General features: G+C 59.7%; 23 protein-coding genes and 1 pseudogene. 10 read left to right on the top strand and 14 right to left on the bottom strand.

Annotation, left to right across the window (positions count from 1 at the left end):
• The 4 genes and pseudogenes from HZZ16_RS33695 to HZZ16_RS37710 all read left to right on the top strand — a co-directional run.
• Positions 1 to 280: integrase core domain-containing protein (locus tag HZZ16_RS33695; RefSeq protein WP_197954708.1), on the top strand; the 280-nt coding region annotated here is incomplete at its 5' end.
• 1398 nt (positions 281 to 1678) lie between these two features.
• Complete coding sequence (locus HZZ16_RS33690) at positions 1679 to 1816, top strand: hypothetical protein (RefSeq protein WP_197954706.1); 138 nt, start codon at positions 1679 to 1681, stop codon at positions 1814 to 1816.
• A gap of 304 nt (positions 1817 to 2120) precedes the next feature.
• A complete protein-coding gene (locus tag HZZ16_RS33685) occupies positions 2121 to 2426 on the top strand; it encodes a hypothetical protein (protein ID WP_197954704.1) in 306 nt (101 codons plus the stop codon).
• A 188-nt stretch (positions 2427 to 2614) separates the two neighbouring features.
• Positions 2615 to 2835: pseudogene (locus HZZ16_RS37710) on the top strand (hypothetical protein).
• 909 nt (positions 2836 to 3744) lie between these two features.
• On the opposite strand, the gene HZZ16_RS33680 reads toward HZZ16_RS37710, so the two are convergent.
• The 4 genes from HZZ16_RS33680 to HZZ16_RS33665 all read right to left on the bottom strand — a co-directional run bounded on the left by HZZ16_RS33680 (position 3745) and on the right by HZZ16_RS33665 (position 8421).
• On the bottom strand, positions 3745 to 4692 hold the full coding sequence (locus tag HZZ16_RS33680) for a S1/P1 nuclease (RefSeq protein ID WP_197954699.1): 948 nt from the start codon (positions 4690 to 4692) through the stop codon (positions 3745 to 3747).
• A 760-nt stretch (positions 4693 to 5452) separates the two neighbouring features.
• Positions 5453 to 5665: a hypothetical protein gene (locus tag HZZ16_RS33675; RefSeq protein WP_197954697.1), complete on the bottom strand. Its 213-nt coding sequence runs from the start codon at positions 5663 to 5665 to the stop codon at positions 5453 to 5455.
• Positions 5666 to 5971: 306 nt separating this feature from the next.
• Positions 5972 to 6985, bottom strand: a complete 1014-nt coding sequence (locus HZZ16_RS33670; protein ID WP_197954696.1) for a tyrosine-type recombinase/integrase — start codon at positions 6983 to 6985, stop codon at positions 5972 to 5974.
• A gap of 617 nt (positions 6986 to 7602) precedes the next feature.
• The gene (locus HZZ16_RS33665) at positions 7603 to 8421 is read right to left on the bottom strand and encodes a hypothetical protein (protein ID WP_197954692.1); all 819 of its coding nucleotides are present in this window, start codon (positions 8419 to 8421) and stop codon (positions 7603 to 7605) included.
• Between the two features lie 830 nt (positions 8422 to 9251).
• Between HZZ16_RS33665 and HZZ16_RS33660 the strand changes: the two genes are divergently transcribed.
• The 6 genes from HZZ16_RS33660 (at position 9252) to HZZ16_RS33635 (ending at position 12398) form a co-directional block, all read left to right on the top strand.
• Entirely contained in the window at positions 9252 to 10313 is a 1062-nt protein-coding gene (locus HZZ16_RS33660; protein ID WP_197954690.1) for a hypothetical protein, read from the top strand.
• A gap of 80 nt (positions 10314 to 10393) precedes the next feature.
• Positions 10394 to 10867 (top strand): hypothetical protein, encoded by a 474-nt coding sequence (locus HZZ16_RS33655; RefSeq protein ID WP_197954689.1) that lies wholly within the window; start codon positions 10394 to 10396, stop codon positions 10865 to 10867.
• A gap of 313 nt (positions 10868 to 11180) precedes the next feature.
• Positions 11181 to 11453 carry a helix-turn-helix transcriptional regulator gene (locus HZZ16_RS33650; RefSeq protein ID WP_376707608.1) on the top strand — a complete coding sequence of 91 codons (273 nt, stop codon included), beginning with the start codon at positions 11181 to 11183 and terminating at the stop codon, positions 11451 to 11453.
• A gap of 174 nt (positions 11454 to 11627) precedes the next feature.
• On the top strand, positions 11628 to 11840 hold the full coding sequence (locus HZZ16_RS33645) for a hypothetical protein (protein ID WP_197954688.1): 213 nt from the start codon (positions 11628 to 11630) through the stop codon (positions 11838 to 11840).
• Between the two features lie 20 nt (positions 11841 to 11860).
• A complete protein-coding gene (locus HZZ16_RS33640) occupies positions 11861 to 12145 on the top strand; it encodes a hypothetical protein (protein WP_197954687.1) in 285 nt (94 codons plus the stop codon).
• Positions 12146 to 12188: 43 nt separating this feature from the next.
• Entirely contained in the window at positions 12189 to 12398 is a 210-nt protein-coding gene (locus tag HZZ16_RS33635; RefSeq protein ID WP_197954686.1) for a hypothetical protein, read from the top strand.
• Between the two features lie 343 nt (positions 12399 to 12741).
• Here the strand turns inward: HZZ16_RS33635 and HZZ16_RS33630 are convergent, their stop codons facing one another.
• From HZZ16_RS33630 to HZZ16_RS33585, 10 genes are all read right to left on the bottom strand, one after another.
• Positions 12742 to 13095, bottom strand: a complete 354-nt coding sequence (locus tag HZZ16_RS33630) for a hypothetical protein (RefSeq protein WP_197954685.1) — start codon at positions 13093 to 13095, stop codon at positions 12742 to 12744.
• Positions 13096 to 13204: 109 nt separating this feature from the next.
• Positions 13205 to 14341, bottom strand: coding sequence for a hypothetical protein (locus HZZ16_RS33625; RefSeq protein ID WP_197954684.1), 1137 nt, complete (start codon positions 14339 to 14341; stop codon positions 13205 to 13207).
• A 262-nt stretch (positions 14342 to 14603) separates the two neighbouring features.
• Complete coding sequence (locus HZZ16_RS33620) at positions 14604 to 14939, bottom strand: hypothetical protein (RefSeq protein ID WP_197954682.1); 336 nt, start codon at positions 14937 to 14939, stop codon at positions 14604 to 14606.
• Between the two features lie 135 nt (positions 14940 to 15074).
• Entirely contained in the window at positions 15075 to 15758 is a 684-nt protein-coding gene (locus tag HZZ16_RS33615; protein ID WP_197954680.1) for an HK97 family phage prohead protease, read from the bottom strand.
• Positions 15755 to 16057 carry a hypothetical protein gene (locus HZZ16_RS33610; RefSeq protein WP_197954678.1) on the bottom strand — a complete coding sequence of 101 codons (303 nt, stop codon included), beginning with the start codon at positions 16055 to 16057 and terminating at the stop codon, positions 15755 to 15757. The genes HZZ16_RS33615 and HZZ16_RS33610 overlap by 4 nt, the downstream gene beginning before the upstream one ends.
• A 114-nt stretch (positions 16058 to 16171) precedes the next feature.
• Positions 16172 to 16669, bottom strand: a complete 498-nt coding sequence (locus HZZ16_RS33605; protein WP_197954676.1) for a hypothetical protein — start codon at positions 16667 to 16669, stop codon at positions 16172 to 16174.
• Between the two features lie 90 nt (positions 16670 to 16759).
• Complete coding sequence (locus tag HZZ16_RS33600) at positions 16760 to 17143, bottom strand: hypothetical protein (protein ID WP_197954674.1); 384 nt, start codon at positions 17141 to 17143, stop codon at positions 16760 to 16762.
• Between the two features lie 465 nt (positions 17144 to 17608).
• Positions 17609 to 17818, bottom strand: a complete 210-nt coding sequence (locus HZZ16_RS33595; protein WP_197954672.1) for a hypothetical protein — start codon at positions 17816 to 17818, stop codon at positions 17609 to 17611.
• Positions 17819 to 17935: 117 nt separating this feature from the next.
• Entirely contained in the window at positions 17936 to 18358 is a 423-nt protein-coding gene (locus HZZ16_RS33590; protein WP_197954671.1) for a hypothetical protein, read from the bottom strand.
• A gap of 159 nt (positions 18359 to 18517) precedes the next feature.
• Positions 18518 to 18745 carry a hypothetical protein gene (locus HZZ16_RS33585; RefSeq protein ID WP_197954670.1) on the bottom strand — a complete coding sequence of 76 codons (228 nt, stop codon included), beginning with the start codon at positions 18743 to 18745 and terminating at the stop codon, positions 18518 to 18520.
• Positions 18746 to 19275 lie beyond the last annotated feature (530 nt).

Here is a 19275-nt window from a genome sequence, read left to right as displayed (position 1 = left end):
CGAAAGCTTCAACGGTCGGCTCCGGGATGAATTGCTGAACGAGACGCTGTTCACGTCGCTGGCCCAGGCCCGCGTCGCGCTCGGATGCTGGCGCGCCGATTACAACGACGCTCGACCACACTCGCAGCTCGGATGGAAGACGCCGTCCGAGTTCGCCTTCACCTGCCACCCGCGCCGGGATCTGGCGCTGCGCTATGCCGAAGGCTCCGCGCCAGCTCCCGTCGCTCCCACCGCCCAACCGGGCAAATCCAACGACCGGGGCGAACTCAGAACTGGATAAAACTTGGGGGCAAGGTCACTACGAGCGCACGAAATCTGAGACGCGTTCGTCTCCTCAACCGGTTGAACTTTAGCTGCACGCTCGCTGACCTCGACGATGGAGCAATTGAGCGTGAGCTCGGCAGCTCGCGGATGTGCCCAGTGAGCAGCTTCACGCCTTCGGCGCACTCCGCACAATGCTTCGGTGGTGCACGAAACCTCCGCACTGCTACATCAAGCGCAGTCCGCCTGAGGGTTATCTGGATCCACGTGAAGATAAAAAAATGCGGCTTATCCCGAACGACGACGAACTCCGAAAAATCAGGCACGCGTGTGAGGGGTTCTTCGGCGATTGATTCGGCTCATCATCTTGTGGGGATGCCGGAACGGAGAGATCGGCCGGCTCCAACGCGCATGGCGAGCGTTGTGTACTCACGACCCCGGGTGAATTCACGAAGAACGGACGCGCTCACGCCATTCCGATCCTTCCATGGCTCGTGCGATCCTCGATCGGCAAGAGAAGATGGGCGACAATTGGCGAGACACCAACTACTACTTCCCCGCTCACATCAAGGGTACGCACTTGAACGACGGCTGTGGCGAAAGCTGAAAGTGGGGCCCGACAAGCGATCAGGCGTGACTGGATGGCAGGTGAGGGACCTCCGACGTACGTTCCAGTCCACGCTCTCCCGACTAGGGATCTCGCGCGACATGGCCGAGATCATGCTCAATCCACGTGACGGGCGGCGGCAAAACAGACCTCGATGAAATATACGATAGGTACGACTATCTACCTGATAAGCGAGCGGCACTGCAGAAGCTAGAGGCTCACTTGAAAAAAGTAGCGGTTAGTTAGTGACCCAGAATCTGCGCTGCCGCCAGACGTGGGCGGTGATGATTGGCGCTCATAGAGCACAAGAAGAAGCCCGCCGAAGCGGGCTTGTTTTTAGTTCGGGGCGTCGCTTGCTCTTGAAGGACACGTGCTCGCGCGCTGTCCGGGCTCATTACATATTGAGCATTTGGGGATACGGCGCTCGCGAACTGCACCGCCTAGAAGCTCGCCGAGTTGAACATCCAATTCCTCGCGTTGGCGATGAGCTCTTTAACTCGGGCGATCTTTCCATCTAGCTCCCTGTGCACTACCTCCTTTCGAAAGCGTAGATAGCGCGTGCGGCGTCGCTCGCCTGCACCGTTCACCGATGCGCGTTTCAATGCGAGTTCCGTTATGTGCCGGTGCGAGAATGGCATGTGCCATAGTGGCGATGTTTCACTTTTTCGTTGAACGCACGGTATCGACCGTCTGCGGGCGAAGTCGGATCTGCTACATTCTGCTTATTAATACAGCGCCAGCGTCCGCCGCGAAGCGCCGGCCGCGCTTCCGCGGCGCGTTAGAACCGCTCACCTTATCACGGAGGGTGACGTGTTGATCCTCCGGCAGCATCGCTTCTTGCGCTCGACGCACATTGCGGCGCTCGTCGACCGCTCAGTCGATCGCGCCAACCATGACTATGTCGGCTGTTCCATGCCGGAGATGGCGACCGGCCTCGCGCGCAGCTAGGCTCTCTCACTTGTTGGAGACTTTGAAGAGCGGACCCGGTTTGCCCTGGGACCCGGGCCGATAATCTCGGCAGCCCGAGCGGCAGGTTGTTCGGCTACATGCTAATTTTACGAAAAATGAACAAAGCCGTCTTGCGCTACGTCAAAAGGCACGGCAGTGAGCCACTTCTAACATGGATTAATTAGTTGCCGCTTTTCCCCGGTTTTCTGTAAAATCTTCTTTGTGTGAGGATTTCGAGCGGATAGCGTCCGTTCAGCTCCAGATTTCGGAAATTTATTTGAAGGATTCTTTAGGGGACATTGCGATGGCAAAGCCTTCCGTTTCCCGTGACGCCTTTCGTGGGTTGTTCGCCTTTTACGCGGCCAAAGCCCACCATGATCATAACGATGTCGCCGAAGACCTGCTCCTCAAGCTATTTGGATCGAGCGAACACATTCCCGACGGTCTGTTGGAGTTGTGGTCATCACGGACCGAGCTGGTTGGGCCTGAAGCCGTTGGTAACATAGTGTCACCGCTCGCTCACCAGATACTGGGCGGGGTCGCACAATATAACCACGCCAGCGACTTCCTTCATCGGCTGTTGCGCGAGTTGGACCGAGACGTCCATTAGCCCCGAATGCGATCTCCGAAAACTGTAGAGACATAGGCTGAGGCGATCCTCAGCGATGTCAGACAAAGCCACTGCAAGGTCCGATGCCCGGATGTGCAGAGATAGAAGCTGTCTCGGGGCGATTGGTTCAGTTAGGAACGAGGGCTCGGCCTCCACATTGCTTGTGAAGTGCAATCGGGAGTCTCAGCATGGCAGTGCAAATCGTGATGGATCACAGCGGCGACAGCCGCACTTCTTCGACAGCTCCAATGCAGAAGCATTGGTAGAGGCGGAGCGGCTTTTTCTGCAATTTACCAGCAAAGGATATACCGCGGCGGTACGTAAGGGTCCTGGTGAGGTAACCAGAATCACCGGGTTCGATCCGGCCGCTGAAGAGACATTGTTCTTCCCGCGGCTCGTGGGTGGGTGAGCACCAGTGAAGAGAATGTCTAGTCGCATCGGCCGGTGGACCCACTCGGAGCATGGCTGTTGGTAAGCTGTATCAAGCAGCAAACGACGAGAAAACGGTTGAGGCTCGAGCGCTGCGACTGCTGCGTTCTTGGCTTTCGCCTCAGCCAAGGGTCGAGTTCGAGAAGAAGGGGGGTATCTCAACGTCGTGGGGTGCGATACCGGAAAGCGGTACCGCATCCGGCGGGGGGCCTTCGGCAACGTCAACGAGATCGACGAATACGGGCGACTCGGGAAAGGATGGTGCTTCCTACCGGTGGGTGGCTTGGAGGGCGATCATGCTCGCGCAAAAAATAGCTTTCTTTAATTAGCTTCCGCTACCTCGGACAGACCGCGAAGTAGACACTGGCGCCTTGTACGTCTCAGCGCGATCAGCTTTCAAACCGTCTCGGGTGGCCCAAAGATCAATTCGTAAATCGCGGGGTATCGGGCATCCGGAAAAGCGATCGTAAGGGTTGCTTCCCGGGGGGCGCTACTGAAGTCCCGCTTTCTCCATCGCGCGTACGAACGAGACTTCCATGTCTTTGTCAGCAAACGGAAGAGCATTGCTAGCGAGTTGAGCGTCACGTTCCGGTTCAATCGGCGCATCTCATTCAAGGCGTCGCGCGCCTTCCTGTAGCCGATCCAATCTGGCGTAAGCTCCAGCCAGTAAACCGTGAGTGGGGTGGAAGTCGGGTCCCGCGTGGCAGAACGTCGGAGAGGCTGAACAGCCGTATCATGGCCGGCAAGACACTGTGAAGCGCCAAGAAAATAGAGATACAGAATTGGATACATGGGACCGAGCTTCAGCGCCTGCTGCGCCTGCTACAAAGCGGCCACCGCGTCGAACGGATATCGCGACGGTCTGCCGCGCGGCCGGTTAGACAGTGCACTACCTCAGGGCAGCGTTGAGGAGACGGGCCAGCCGCGCGGCTCCGAGTGCCGCCTGGCTTCGTGCGATGTTGCGGGCGTTTGTCTCATATTCACGCGTGAGGAGCACCGGGTCGGGCCCCAGCCCCACCGGGGCGGCATAAGCGTATTGCTTGGCGAGTTCCGCGCTCTCGTCGATCCATGCTTGAGGGTCGGAGACTTGCGCGGAAGCCTCGTTGACCGCAATATTCGCGAGGCCGTTCCTGTCGTCGGCGTCGAAAGCGGCGCCGAAAGGAGAGACGTACCCGCCGAAAAGACTGTCCCAGTAGGCGTGAAGCGCCATGATGTTGCCGTTCGCTGGAATCACTTGCTCCGCGTTGCCGCCTGCATCTCCGTTCGGGATTTGGCGCGTGTAGCGACCAATCGCATGAAGCGGCTGGTGCGCATCCCCCACCAAATGCAAAGTCCAGACGAGGTCGTACGAACGGACGTCGTCGCTCGCACCGGATGACACCGGAAGGGCCTCGATCATCAGCTTGAGCTGAGTAACGAGGTCAACGGGATCAGGGGGTGGAAGCGGTGTGCCATCCGGCGAGTAATTTACGTCCTTGTAATGCCAATAGGCATGCTGGTTATGATCGGCGTAGCCGATGTTTTGTCCTGCGGTCGGGCTGTCGACCTTGTCTCGCGTATAGTTATACTCCTTGGTTTTGATATCATCCGCCCAGGTCGCCGCGTGCACGAAAGCGTAGAGCTTTGCCGTACGCTCGTCAGGCGCACCTGCGGTCCACTTCGCATAATCCGTGTTAAGCTTGAGAAGCGCGTCGACCTTGTCCTTCACCGGACCGTCGAGCTTCTTGTACGCAACGTAGGCGATTTGCATGTGGCCGGCGTCCCACCATGCGGATGCCTCCGTGGCAACCAATGCCAAGACGAGTGCGAGTGCCGGGACCTGGACAGCACGGCGCATGTTCATCTCCCTTGAGTTCAGGGCAATCGGCCCGCGACTGTATGCTGCCATTTTCACGATCCCGATGAAGCGCTGATGACAGGCTTCTATCCGAAAGCACAGTAACCGCGATTCTGCCTGCAGTTGTGTGAACTGGCCCACATTCGGCGCGACGAGGAACGCGCTAACTCTGTCCGACCAACGGCCAATGACTGACTGCGCGTCTTGCTGTTGAAGTCACGCTCTCCAAATGCGTTTGTATTGGCGATGATACGGCGGCCTCCCACTGACAAGAGGCTGCAGAAGAGTGCCTAGAAGACGATCTTTAGGAATCTAGACGCTATGAGCGCCACGGGCCACATGCAGGTCTGCGTCCCCGCTAGGCTCAATCTACGCCAAGTCGCAAACGTCCCTTGATTGAATTCGCTCCTAAGTGAATCCCTTGCGCGACGCACCTGACGGGTACCATCTGGCACGGTACTTCGATTTTCCAGCCCTATGGCTTTTACCGATTTCGCTTTGCACGAACGGGGTAGTTCAATGGTCTCATTTGATATTCCGAACGAATTTGTCCGATTGAATATCCGCTGCGGCACTCCGACGATCAATTGCGGCGGTCGGGAAAGCTGAAGGTAGTCGCGATTGGCTCCTCATCTACGGCAGGCGCTGGAGCGATTCTTCCCTATCCGAAGAGGTTGGAGCGCGCGCTACGCGACCAATATCGTCTCACACGATCCACGTACTTAAGCGCGGAATCGACGGCCAGGAGGCGCCCGAGGAATTATCGCGCTTCCAAGGTGACGTCATTGACGAGGGTCCGGCACTCGTCGTTTGGGAAGTCGGCGCCAACGCAGTGTTTCATGGTCAGCGGCTTGACGATGTCGTCCATGCCATCGACACTGGCCTGCGCATCCTCAATGAGATACCCGCCGATGTCATTCTGATGGACCCGCAGTTTACGCCAGCGCTCCTCCGATACGACGGGGCCGAACATCTCAGCAGGTAGCACATTTGAAGGGCGATGTTTATCTCTGTGACTATTATTTTCTTTCGTCGGCTTCTGCCGTCTTCCAAACTGGCGCAGTGGCGAGCACATATGCCGGTTGGTCGGTCAACAAGCAGATAACGCTTGATGAGCAAAGCGATAGCCTAATTTAGATGTCACGATCTGTCCCGGGTGTAGTTCAATGGTAGAACGGCAGCTTCCCAAGCTGCATACGAGGGTTCGATTCCCTTCGCCCGCTCCAGCACTTAGCTGAATTTGGCCGGACGGTTTTGCATCCAGTTTTGCCGAGTTTGTTCACTCTCTCACCTCCATTTTCCTGACCATCGCCTTGATCGCGGCCTGTCGGCCGACGTAGCGACGGATGATCTTTTTGACGGACTCTTCTTCCCAAGCCAACGTTTCCGCGATCTCGCGCTCGGTGAAGCCGGCTAGGTAAAACTTCGTCGCTGCCGTGCCGCGCAGATCGTTGAAATGCAGATCCATCTCGACCATCGCGGCGTCGATTTTTGCTTTGTTGAACGATGATCCAAAGCCGTCGGCCGTCCACGGGCGCCGCCGGCTGTTCGTCAAGATCGTGGTTGCTCGCTTCGGAATGCGAGCGAGGACTTCACGCAGCGCGCTGGTGATTGGAATCATAGCTTCGCGCCGCTGCTTGCTCTTGCCCGTCTTGATGATCATTGCGTGCTCACCGACGTGCGACCAGGACACACGCACCAGGTCACCGAGACGCAACCCAGTATGGCCCGCCAAGTCGATAGCATGCGCTATCTCGACAGAGCACGTTGCCTTGATGCGCGTGATGTCCTGATCGGTCCAGATGATCTCGGACCGGTCGTTCTCATATAGACGCTTGATGCCTTCGCAAGGATTGCCGGCGACGCTTCCTTGCTCGACGGCATAGGCCATAACGCGCGAAAGCACCTGCATCGCATAATCCGCGGTGCGCGGCTTCTCCGCCCATTGATTGCGCCAGCGACGAATGATGGGTCGGATTTTTTCCGGCCGATCAAATTGCGCGACGCGCAGCTCACCGAAATAGTCCGCGATGCGATCGAGCCACTTTCCCCACTGATCACGGGTCGACTGCGCAAGCCTCTTGTAGTCGGCGCTCGCCTTGTAGCTCGCGACCAAGAATCTAAACCGGTTCTTGTCCGGCGTGCGTCGTTCTTCGATCGCTGCATTGTAGGAAGCGATGAACTCGGGCGAGCCAGGCTGGCCAACTAGCCGGGGGCCACCTCGCCAGGCATACCAATAGGTGTGACCCTTCGCCTTGACCTTGGCGATGCCCTTGAGATCAACCTTTACCATTCCGCGCCTCGAACTCGGCTAGCTCTCGATCGAGGTCGGACTCTACAACAGAGGCGGGTGCTACGGCACCAGGCGATGGCACGGTAATACGCATCGTGCCACTAGGCGTGATGATTTCGATCTGTCCGCCGCCGCCCTCTTGGACAACTCGAACAGCCATCGCCAAGTCCCTTCTCCGAAAGGTGGAGGGCCCGCGGGTCCTTTTAGCTGAGGTAGCAGCAAGGACGCCGACGAAATCGGCAGCAGCACTAGACGGTCGGACAGGCCTCGGCTCCGTCACTTCCGGTGACGATGGGGTCAGCGATTTCATTCGATAGCTCCAACATCTCGATTTTCCCTCTCGATTTGTTGGCCGTCAGCCTGGCATCCCGCAGTTAAAGGAAACGGGAGCTGTTTGCCCAGAACAACTCTGATCGAATCCCCGTTGGCCAAGAAGCAAAATGGTCTGATTTGGTGAAGAAAGCAATCCATCCATCGGAGCTTTTCCCCCGCTCCCCCCTCGCAGGAAGCGGACGGCGATTTTCCCGAAAACCCTCGCAAGCTCCCAAGCAAACGGGGGCTGGAAATCGATTCCAGCCCCGCAGTCGAACACCGGTTCCGAATTGGTACCGGTTCGATCAATCAATCGGCCGATTGGCGTCCCCCAACGCCAACTTGTCGACAGGCTCCCCAGTTAGATCCGCAATCAGCCCGTAGATTAGGCGTGTATCCGTGCAGTCGCTGCCGGAAAGCTGGTCTTTCGGGTCGCCGTTCCAAACCGACTTGTAAAGGACGCGGGCCTTTGCCTGCAGGCCCTCCAGCGTGCTAGCGCGGAGCTGTAAGATCTCCTTCCACATGTCATTCAGCTCTTCCTGCACCTGCTCCGCGCGTTCGTCGAATTCATCGACGCGAAGCACCCGCCGCAGCTGCTCGAGCTCGAGTTGCCAGCCGTCGAGCGCGGCAACCAATTCGTCAGCCCTGAGCTGTCCGTCGACGTCCCGGACTCCGCGCCAGAGATGAGCGCACTCCGGCAACGGGCGGCGATCGTCATCGAAACGGGCCCCATCCCCCCGCTGCCACTCCTCGTCGGTGCCGACGAACTCCCAGCGCATGAGCGGCTTTCCCCGCAGCTTCTCGATGTCGGAAGCGAGGCACCAAAGGCGGCGGCGCCGCCTCTGTGTCTCAGACGGATGTTCAACCTTGATGTCGACTTCCTCAATGTCATAGCCAACGGGATCCGTCGGCCGCCAGGCTAGCTCGGCAGGGCGCTGCGGTACCTGCGCATAATAGGCATCCCATGCTGCTTCGCTTGCCTCGGAGGCTTTCTGGTAGGCCGGCTGGACGCGCTCAATGCGCGCCGCCAGATCCACCAACCTTCGATCGTCGGGCGGGAGATGGTCGGACGAATGAGCGATGGAAGGGGTGGCGACTATGGGCAGGACGGCAACGCTGTTCATGAACTCCTCGATACGCTTACGCCCGCCTCACGCGCGGGCGAGCCTTCTTCGCGCCGCGATACGTCTATTTTTTGGGTCATGGGGTCAGGTCCAGTTTTAGAATTCTCACACCTGCACGAGTCCGGCGTGGACGATGCGCCAGGCGGCGCCAGCGCCGCTGCAGGCGCCGGCAGCTGCCGCCGCTGCGGTGGGCACCAGCGGCGGGAACGCGCCCAGGAGGCCGCGCCGGCCGATCCTGGCGGGTTGGGGCAGATCGGAGGACGCAATGGGATCGAGGACGACGGGTACCGGTACCGATCGGGTACCAGTTGTCGCAAGCCTGTGCGGCGCGGGCAGAATGTCCCGGGGGGGGGGGGGAACATGGGTCGTTCTAGGGTCATGGATGATGGGCTCACTGGGTATCGGCTGATCAAAGCCGCGCCCCGTGGCAGACGGGGGTTGATCACCAGCCAGTGAGACTGGTCGAGACGCTTTTACGGTTTCCCGCTGGACAGCACGCTCGCCCCCGGCCATAGTCTGCCGGTCGGAGCCGCGCCGCCAAGCGCGTCCGTCGAGAGGCCATAGGCCTCCCATCAGCCGCCTGCCGATGCCGCCAAGCACTCGGCAACGCCCCGCCAAGGGCGAAGCGGCTTTCACTGGTCCGGGTGATCAAACCCAGTGAACATGATTCTCTGATTTGCGGTTGATTGCCAAGCCCCCTCGGGGGCAGCTTTCGCGCGCGGCCAGCGGCCTACGGCACGCTGATCAGGCCGAAGCAAGAATTCTGACGCCAATTGCTACTTTCGCGTGTGGCTGGATCGGGTTAGCTTCTTCCCTGCAATGGGGGGAGCATGGCAAGCAAACGGTGCAAGATACATTACCGACGCCTTCGAAGAGACAACGGTCAGTTTCCGGCGGAGGCGACGCTCTCGAAAGCTATCGCAGCAGCGCTGAAGGCGAAATTGCCGGATCGGACAATCATAGGTCACGCGGTTGTGAACCGGATAACCTCGGTGCCCCGGCAGGAAGAATACAAGCGACTGCTGAACCACCACCATGTGGACGAGCATTACGTCTTCGGCGACATGTGCCTGTTTCTGCCGGGCCAACTTCAGGCGCTTCTACGGTTCACGGCCGAGGTTGAGCACAAACGCTTGGATGACGTGCTGAAGGCGTTCGACATCGCTGAGCAAAAGGCCCCCGATGGCACCGAATACCTCCACGGCATGGCCTATTGGTTGGCGTGCGGTGACCACTTCTACATGATCCAACACGTGTCGATTCCGACAAAAGCGATGGAGGAGTATCTTACGTGGCTTCTGCGCGACCAGGCCGGCGTCATAGGTCACAACCACTTTGTTGAGCTGCAGTTTGAATTCGATAGAGCTCAGACTGGCGACGATCTCGGCGATATCCGATCCGTCGAGGTCGGAGGGTTCGTGCCCGAAACGGTTTCGGCAGAGCCCAAGGCGGTCGACAAAATTGTCGATGTCGAGGAGAAGGAGACGATTGGTGATCGGATCTTGCGAGGTTTCGCCGCATCCAAAAAAATCTTAGTTGACCTGCTTGGCGACGTTGGCGCGCAGCAAATCATCGACGCGATGCCAGACGAAGCCGCGCTCGAGGTCCGCGTCAACATCTCCTACAGAGCGACGAAGAGAAAGATCACGAAGGAGTTTATGTCCAACCTTGCTGCCGGGTTGCGCAATATCGCAGAGGGGGAAATCCGCATCCGCGGAAAGGACGGCGAGATCAAGGGCGAGGATGCGAGGCTGTCGCAAGACATGAGCGTGAAGAAGATCAGAGAGGCTAGTAGTCTCTTGGACCTCGAAGACGCTCTCAAGCAGATGTTGGAGGTCCACCGCCGCTTCCTATATGATGGAAAGATCACCGACACGACTGACCCAGTATGATTAGATGGCACAACATTCTTATCCCAGTCGTAACGGCCCTCCTGGCCGCCGCTCTTGTTGACGTTGCTACTTGGGATCAAATGAAGGCCGGCCTGCTTGTGGCATTGTCGGTGATGGCGGCGGGAGTGCTCGTCCGGCTGGCTCGCGGCCTGCCGTTTACCTCTGCCGATCATTACGAGGTGGACGAGGTGAGACGCCTCACCAAGGCCGTCGAGCAAATCATGAGATCACTGAAGTTGCTCATTCTGGCCGTTCTACTCGCCATGATCGTCCTCGTAACCGCCGCCTCAGTCCTAGAGGCGTTCAATCGTCACATGCCCGCGTTTTGCCACTGGGTCGGCCCGGCGCTTTCTGGCACAATCGGGTTACTTCTCGCTTACGTCTGCATTCGCATGTGGCAGGTCATCCGAGGGGATCAAGAGCTGACCAGCCTGCAATCGAAGTTCATTGTTCGAGCAGTGGAAAGAAAGCAGGCGGCGCGGTTCGAAGATCAAATCGCACCGTCGGAGGGCAACTTCAAGCCCCCAGCCGATTACGGCAAGGTCGTCAATTAGCGGTCGAGACTGTACCTGCAAGCTCGGCCGGCCAGGCCAGTGAAACTGTTCCTCCCGTGGTACAGTTTCTCGGACCAAGAAACTGTTCCTCCCAGACACAGTTTTCGCGCCGGACTTCGACCTCCCAACCCCGGTAGGGGCCGCCACATGACGAAGCGAGGTCATCCGTACTCCCAACGCGCGATCGAGCGGGCGATCAGGGCAGCGCTTGCATGCGGCCTCAAGGTCGTGGCCGTTCGGCCGGATGGAATGGTATTCACCGAGCTACCCGCCGTCGACGCAACGCCTGTCCCCGCAACTCCGCGCATCGAGGATGCGGCCGATGACCTCTAACCGCACCAAAATCGACACGCTCGCCTATCCACCGCGTGGCCTCTCGCGCGACGAGGCCGCGCGCTACATCGGTGTTTCCACCACCAAATTCGACCAGATGGTCGCGGACGGCCGCATGCCGAGGCCAAAGCGGGTCGACGGAAGGGTGATCTGGGATCGGCTGCGCATCGAGGCTGCCTTCACCGATTTGCCTGACGAACCCGCTCTGAATCCTCTGGATCGGATGGCAAGCTCTTGGGACCGCGTGAAGTGAAAAATAGCGCGCGAGTGAGGGTGGGCGTCTCAGCCTTGTGAATTGGTGGGATAAGCGTGCATCTTCGCTACCACGCGCGCCTAACGTGTCCATCTTAGGGTCCAATCTCGAATCAGGCGAGCGTCCCGGCCGCCTTGAGTGTGCGTCAGGCGCGAAAGCCAAGAGGAATAAACCATGGCGACAACCTGCTTTTTTGAAGAGACGATCTCGGACCTGAAAAAGAAGGATGCGAAGATCGAGCTCGAGTTCGGCCGCTCTTCCTTTTACGGCGAGAACCTCATGTACTTCAAAATCAATGACGTCGCGGTGATCGTCGACGAGAAGATGGGCCGCAAGATCGCGGAGCAGATGGAAGAGCTCGCGGCCTATCTCGGCTACCACAGATGACAGCTCAAGGACGCGCCACTATGGCAGACGTGACGGTGAGGCTGCATTATTTGAAACCGGACGGCACTATCGAAGATGCTGTCGAAGATTACGGGCTCGAGTCGTTCGGCGGCTTTTTACCAGCGGCGGGCGACCTCATCCTGGATCCAGGCGTGAGGCGGGGCGCCGATCGATCCGATCCAAAGAACCGCACCATGTGGACGGTAGTGAGCCGGGTCTTCAACCCTCGCGACAACGAAAGTTATGTCGTTTTGATCGTGGAGCCACACACTCCGACGGCGCAGCAAGCGTCGCTCGTATCATGACGAGGGAGGCGGATTTGCCGCGACCTGAGCCGGAGGACCAGCAATGACGACGAAACGAGCCAGACCACACTTCCGAGTTGGCGAATTCGCTAGCGGCCAGCCGTGGATCATTATGGAATGCTACGATGGAGACAATCTCGCCCTGTTCGAGAAGACTGTCGGCTTCGATCTTCGGCCCGGGATCTCCTATGAGGAAGCGCAGAGAATCGTTCGCCTCCTCAAGGAAAATCTGATCGCCGTGAACGAGTCCTAAAAACTATTTCGTGAGCCCTGACGCAGTGGGGTTGGTCCGATCCCTTGCGCGGCGCGCGCCAACCGTCGGAGCACGACTGCCAATGATGAATCCGGAATCTCCTGGAGCAAGCGCTTTTGGCAGAACATGCGGAACCTGCACGCTGTGTTGCAAGCTGATGGAGATCACGGAGTTGCAGAAACCTGTTGGCTCCTGGTGCAAACTCTGCAAGCCGGGCAAGGGGTGTAGCGTCTATTCGGACAGACCCACCGAATGCCGAACGTTTCATTGTTTGTGGCTTGTAGGCGAAGAACAGCTTTCGTCCGACTGGAAGCCCGATCGCTCCAAGATGGTATTGGTGTCTTCAAACGACGGTCGAGGTTTGGAAATCCGATGTGACACAGGATTTCCGCATGCTTGGAAGAAGGAGCCGTACTACAGCCAGATCATGGAATGGGCCGCACGCGGAAGGTTGGCTGGGGATGGATACGTGATTGTTTTGGTTGGCAAGTCGTCGACGCTTGTAGCCCCAGAGGGTGAATTCCCGCTCGGGGAGATACATCACGATGAACGAATCGTGTCTGAGTTTAGGGGCAATCGGCTTGTCGCTGCTCGCGTTGTGCACAAAGACGATCTGTGATGGCTCTGCCCCGTGCGCGTCGATCACGGGGGCATAGCTGATCGTGACCGACTCGCCGCCGGCCCCCAGGGCCTTCAATCTTGGCCTTTCCGTGAACAAGCCGCGCTATGCGCGCAGCCCAATCGCGGGCGCTGGCCGCTTTGATCTGCTGACGGACAATCGAGTGGTCGCTCATCTTTCTCCGCGCTCACGGAACAACCCGAACCACGCACTGCGCAATCAGCGTCGGCTGCACCGTACGCAGCGGCGTGTTGGTGCCGCCCTGCGGCGTGCCCGTGAACGTCGCAGAGATCGCGATGGGCAATGAGCCATAGGCGCTACCTGCCGGCGCACTAAACGGCGAAGCGCCGCCCGGGGTGGTGAAAATGGGATTTATTGGATTGCCGACATTTGTCCCGACCGCTATCGAGCCGCTCGGCGTGTAGGGCGGCAAGTTGGCCGTGGAAATCTGGTGCGATTCCGATGAGCTGCCGGTGACGTTAAAGATGGTGGCATTGGCGCCGAAATAGGTCGACGTCAGTCGGTTGGCCGGCGACTCGATCAGATCGCGGCCTGCCATGACGCGGCCCCGGCAGTCCGGCACGCCGACCGTGCCCGTGGTGCCACCGGATCCGTAGCCGGTTAGGAACACGGTCATAGTCGCAGTGCCGGACGACGTCACGCAAGACGATGAATTCAACGTGATCGAGCTCGAGCTGACGCTGGCAATGGTGCAGCCGGCGCCGATCCCGGTCCCCTCGACCGGCATGCCGGCGCCGAGGCCATCGGTATTGACCACGCCCGTCAGCGTCGCGTTGCCCGATGTGCGCGTGCCGTTCTGCGCTCGCGTCACTTTGGCGAGGAAGGCGGGATAGGCGCTACGCGAGAGCGCCTGGCCGTAGCCCGCCTGATGCAGCGCAGGCACCTGTTCGAACATGCCATATTCGATCTTGCCGACCGCGGAAACATCGATTGGAACGCCGCTGGCCCGCGTGTAATGCATCACCTTCCATGCGCCGGATCCAAGATGCGTAACGGTCGCGAGATCATCGGCGGCCGTGGTGATTGGATAACCGCCAGGAATTTTCAGGCTGGAGGAATGCGTCAGCGTCAGGGCGGCGCCGAAGGTAAGAAACTTCACCACGCCGATAGGTGCCGATGAACCAAATCCGTCAATGGTGGTGCTGCCAGTGATAGTCACATTGGCCTGAGTCACCGACCCGAAATCGACCGTTGAGGCGCTCGCGAGAGTGGCAATGCCACCCCCAACAACGCCCACGTATGAATTGTCGCTCGGGTCGAGTGCGCTTTCCACCGCCCACCCGCCGTTGACGTAGCGCTTCACGACCCATGGCGTCGTTGAATCATCGATCCAACATTGACCATCCACTACACTGCCGCCGACGTTTGCCGGCGCAACCGGTCCCTTATTGCAGCTGGCAAGTGATCTGAAGGCATTGCCGAGGCGCTGCGAGAATTCCACACCGGTATAGATGCCGGATGTCGGAGGGATCAATTCGTTCTGAGTACCCTTGGCCGGCAGAACTTGAGGACATTGACGGCGAAGGCTGCTGCCATGCCGACTGCTACCGAGCGCGTGACCCCTTTCACTTTTGCCTCCACTGTTGAAGTTGACTGTCGGCCACTAACGAAGCCTCGATGCACGTGAAGCCGCCTTTCCGCTTCGCATTGGGAAGGCTGTTCGCCGGCAAGATGTTCAGGACATTAAGAACGTAAGCCATAAAGGCCCCGGCGATCATCCCGACTATTGCCGTACGCATGAACTCCTTCATTTTCGCTCCCACTCTACGTTGTTGTTTTTGAAGGAAGCGGGCGACGGCGCCGTTTCCTACCACCGCCGCCCGGCCCCCCGGTCGCGCGTCGGTACATCCGCGCCGCGAATTCAATCGCCCGATCTCGTCGAGCACACGCTGATCGCGCATCAACCGGCGCCTCGGTATCGAAGGCGCGGCAACTCACAGCTCGATCGGCAAAGTAGTCCAGCAGCGCGCGGCTGAGCATCGTCTTGCCGACGCCGCCTTTGTCGGCGCCGACGATCACGATCCGAGGGACGGGCATCAACGCACCTTTCCGAAGAATTTGTCAGCGGCCTTGGAGAACCCGAGATGGCCCCATACGGCCGACGCCATCGCGGCTGGATTGCTTCTTGCCACGGCGCGGATGCGCTCGATCTCAGGTCGGTGCACTTCGAATATAGCTTCGAGCCCGGCTTTATTTTTCGGCGCCGCCGAGCGCCGTGCTTGCAGACGCTTGATGGCCGCAGCCGCACCCTTGGCCCAGTTCGAAACCAAATCCCTGTTCTTTCCCCGCAGCATCGCAGCATGATCATCGAGACGCCAAACTAAGCTGTCCTGGTAGATTGCCTCGTCACCGCAGATGGCAATGTGGATGAGTTTTGCCTTAACGATCGTCTCGCGTCTCGCGCCCAGGTCGAAGTCGGCCTTTACTGTGGGATCGCTGAACATAATCGATGCCTTGGTGAAGCCCTTCGCCCTGATGAAGCTGGACCATTCGGGCCGCACGTTCGCGTAGAACCCGAGTCCGACGTCATCCTGGAAGGTCCTCGCTTCGCCGATCGTTCGGGCGTTCGGGCCGTGGTCGTTGAATTTGATGGGAAGCATTGCCGCCGGCAGATCGGCGTCCGAAAAGGCGCCTTGCGCAAATCGTTCGTAACGACCATCGATCTTCACTGTACTCCCGAAGAGCACCGCATAGCCAAGGTATCGCGCGATACGGGTCATCTGCTGCTTCCGCAGGTGACCCGCAGACGTGCGGTGGTTGCTGATCCATCGGCGCCTCGGTGAGCAACGTCCAGCTCGAGATCTATTGAGCGGCCGTAAGGAATGGCACCCTTGACGGCGTTTCCCACCGCATCACCGATCGCATGCGCAATCCCGACTGCCGATCCGGACGCAGGCGTAGACATCGTACTCGCAGCGGGAGCGCGAACTTTGTCGATTCGTTGCAAGGCTGCGGCGACGCGCTCTCTGTTATTGGACGCGCCGAGCTTTTGCTCACCCATGGGCACAATGTTGGACATCTTTGCCTCTCCTAACAGGAACGTATGAAAGACGCGGCCGGCGGTGCGTCCGCGCCGGCCGCGTCATTGTCGGGTCGCCCAGGGGAAGGACTGTCCCTTCCGACCCGACAATCATCATGCTCGGACTCCGCACTGGCGCGCAGCTTCTCGCAGCGCGTCCCGAAGATGACAGAGATTCGAGGCGGTCGCGTCCGGCAAAATGATGCCGGACATCACTGCGTGTCGATTGATCTCCGCGAGAATGGCAATGGCATTCTCGACCGGAATCAGCGCTTCTGCCACGAATCTGCCGGCCTTCTGGCGAGCGGGCCGGATCGCCGCTTGAAGCTTAGGCTGGTAAGCTTCGCGCTCTCGGTCGAGCTTCTGCCTGGCAACGGTCAGCTTTTCTTGACATGCCTTGAGAGGGGCCTCGGCGAAGCTCGGGATATTACCCCCGGCTTTCCAAGCAGCCATCCGTTCCGGCGCGAGACGTTTGTTGATCTCCTCCAATTCGTCTCGCAATGCCGCCACTGCGGCCTGGGCGCGGTCGAGGCTGGCCGACTTGGTGCCGACAAAAATGGGCTCGATTTCGGCGGAGACGGCGGCCGAATCCGGGTTAGAGATCGCGTTCATGGGCGGGTCTTTGCTCCTGGCACCATTTCCCTCGACTGCCGCCGAGGTCGTCCCGGAGAGGACACCGCAATGAGGTCTGCAAATTCAATATCAAAGTTTGCAGATTGAGATCATGGAGCGCTGGCAAGGCCACGGGAGTCTGTACCCGATCAGCCTGCGAACCTCGTTCTCCAGGTCGCGCAGCTCGTCTGGCGACAAACGGCCGAACGAACTTGGTGAAAGCGAACGGCCGGGCTGCTGCAGGACTTCGCCCGCCATGGTCAGCATCGTGGCCGCCCGGTGGGGCGAGCACTGCAGGCTGACGATCAGCTTCTGAGCGAGGGCTCTCAGATCATCGTTGCGCAAGCGCTTTGTCTGCGTCGTCGACGGGTCACGAAAAAACCTGGCCATGATTTCGATCGCTTTCGGATCGCCCGCCTGTGCTCTCTTCCGCACGTCATCGAGCGCGACTGACATCAGCACGATGTCCGTCATCGGAACGTCATTCGCGGCTCCCCGCGCCCTTCTCGCCGCAGGAGTTGGCCGATTTTTCCCTCGCAAGCTTACGGCATCAGGTCGCGCCATGATCAATTTCCCTCTGTGCATGGGAGGCGTAGCCTCCTCGAACGGCAACTCGTCCTGCGCCGATCGCCTTGGCCGTCGCCGTCCGAAAGGCCCCCCGGCGCAGCGGCGCGAGCAGAAGCGACCCTCCCGCGCGCGCCCTTGCCGGCGATCGCGGAGCCGCTGGGGTGGCGAGCGACGAAAGACGATCGACAGTGGCTCACAGACGCGCCGTCGCTCTTCGACGTCGCTGAGTTTAATTGTTTCCTAGCCATCAAGGGGCTCCCAAGATGCGACGCGAACTCAATCGCTGGATCTCGTCGAGCACGCGCTGATCGCGCATCAGGCGCCAGGCGGCCATTCTCGAACCACCATAGCCGGCTTGCGCGGCCGCACGGATCAGACCCAGGCCCATCGCTGACCAGCCTTGGCGAAGGCCGCTGGCCGCGGTCGCAGACATTCGGTGTAGGTGCTGCTCGTCGCTATGGCACCGCCTCCAACGGCCGGCGCAGCACGCCTGCGGCTTTGGCGCTGCGAGCGCAGCACGGCCTCAAGCTCGTCAAGCTCCCGCTCAATGTCGTCAAGCTCTGCCGGATCGATGCGCTTCATGTAACATTCTCTGACTGACCAAAAAAAGATTCGTCCAACTCCCGGAAAAGTGCGCGTTGCTACCCATGCCGTCCGCACTCCCTTAGGGTCGATTTTTCTCGACCCCCCCACGGACAATCACCATCCTTCGCTCACCATGAAGTCAGCGACAGCCATCTCACAATCCGCTCCAGGCGGAGACCAGAAGCCGAGTACCTCGGTGCGAACACCAGGCGGCGGTGAGCACCATGCATTCCACACAAAGCCGTTGATCATAGCGAAGACGTGCCCCGGCATTTGTACAAGACAAGTCGGTGGCAACGGGATCATCCCGTAGTCAGCGGCTTGGCGCTTCCAACGTGCCCATCCCGCCGATTTCAGATATCCGTCTACCACTTGCGTGAGGCACAGGCCGTTCTCCACAAAGGCCGACGGCTCGCCCAGCAAGATTGCATGGGCATCGAGTTTTGCCGAAACCTCGTCCGGTGTCATCCGACATAGGATAGCGAGCGCCTGCACAGCGCAATTCCGGCCGCGAAGATCGTCCTCGGTCAGCACCATATCAATGCCTCACCGGAGAAGCTTGATCTGCCGGCGATCGATTCTCGATAACTTCGGCCACCTGATTGATCAGCTGTGCGTCGCCGCTATCGCGCACGAGCTCGACGACACGAGCCAACGATCTGCCCAGCTGCGCGGACAATCTTGTCCCAGACGTTGTCACGCTTCGTCACGCTGCAGGCGGCGCAGGTAGGTTCGCAGGATTTCTACCGCGTGGGCAGCGACGTTGCCGTTATCGTCGCCCAACTCGTCAGCAACATCCGGCGGCAACTGCACCAGCACATCGCCCCGCTTCGCGCGCTGCCGTCGGCGGGCTTGTCGCATCCGTTCCTGCTCACGCGCGCGATCGATCTCTTCGGGCTTCATCTCGGCGCGCCGACGGCTCATGACCGCAGTCCCAACTTGAGCTGCCGCCCTCCCATTCGCTTTGCATCGGCGGCGCAACGGCGCGAGCAGAAGCGCCCCTCACGCACCTTGCCGGCGATGGCGGCCCCACTCGGATGGCGTGCCACAAAGGCGCCTCCGCAATGCTCGCAGTTCCGCTGCCGAGCGGCGACGCTCTTCGCCGTCCTGGTCGCGCTGCGGCGGCGGGAGGCCAGCACCTGCCCGCACACGACGCCGCAGCAAATGGTTGCGGGGTTCGAAGTCTCGAAGCGCTGGCGGCACACCTCGCATGTCTTGGCAATCGGACGGCGCTTCGCGGGTGCTGTGGTGCGCGGAAAATTCCGGCCCTCGGCGCGGTAGCCCTTGAGCTGAGCGATGTTGCGCGAACGCCTGCAGGCAGTCGAGTAGAAGATAGGGTATCGACCCTGCCGAGTCCGCGGCGCTGTGAAGCCGGTGATCGGCATGTCGCTCGCGCCCCGCGCCCCTCTCGCCGCAGGGGTTGGCCGATTTTTCCCAGACCCTCGCAGAGGAAG

This window comes from Bradyrhizobium glycinis (genome assembly GCF_016031655.1).
GTDB lineage: Bacteria > Pseudomonadota > Alphaproteobacteria > Rhizobiales > Xanthobacteraceae > Bradyrhizobium > Bradyrhizobium glycinis.
The sequence above is the reverse complement of the archived record's forward strand: the minus strand, read 5'-3'. Positions and strand labels throughout refer to the sequence as shown.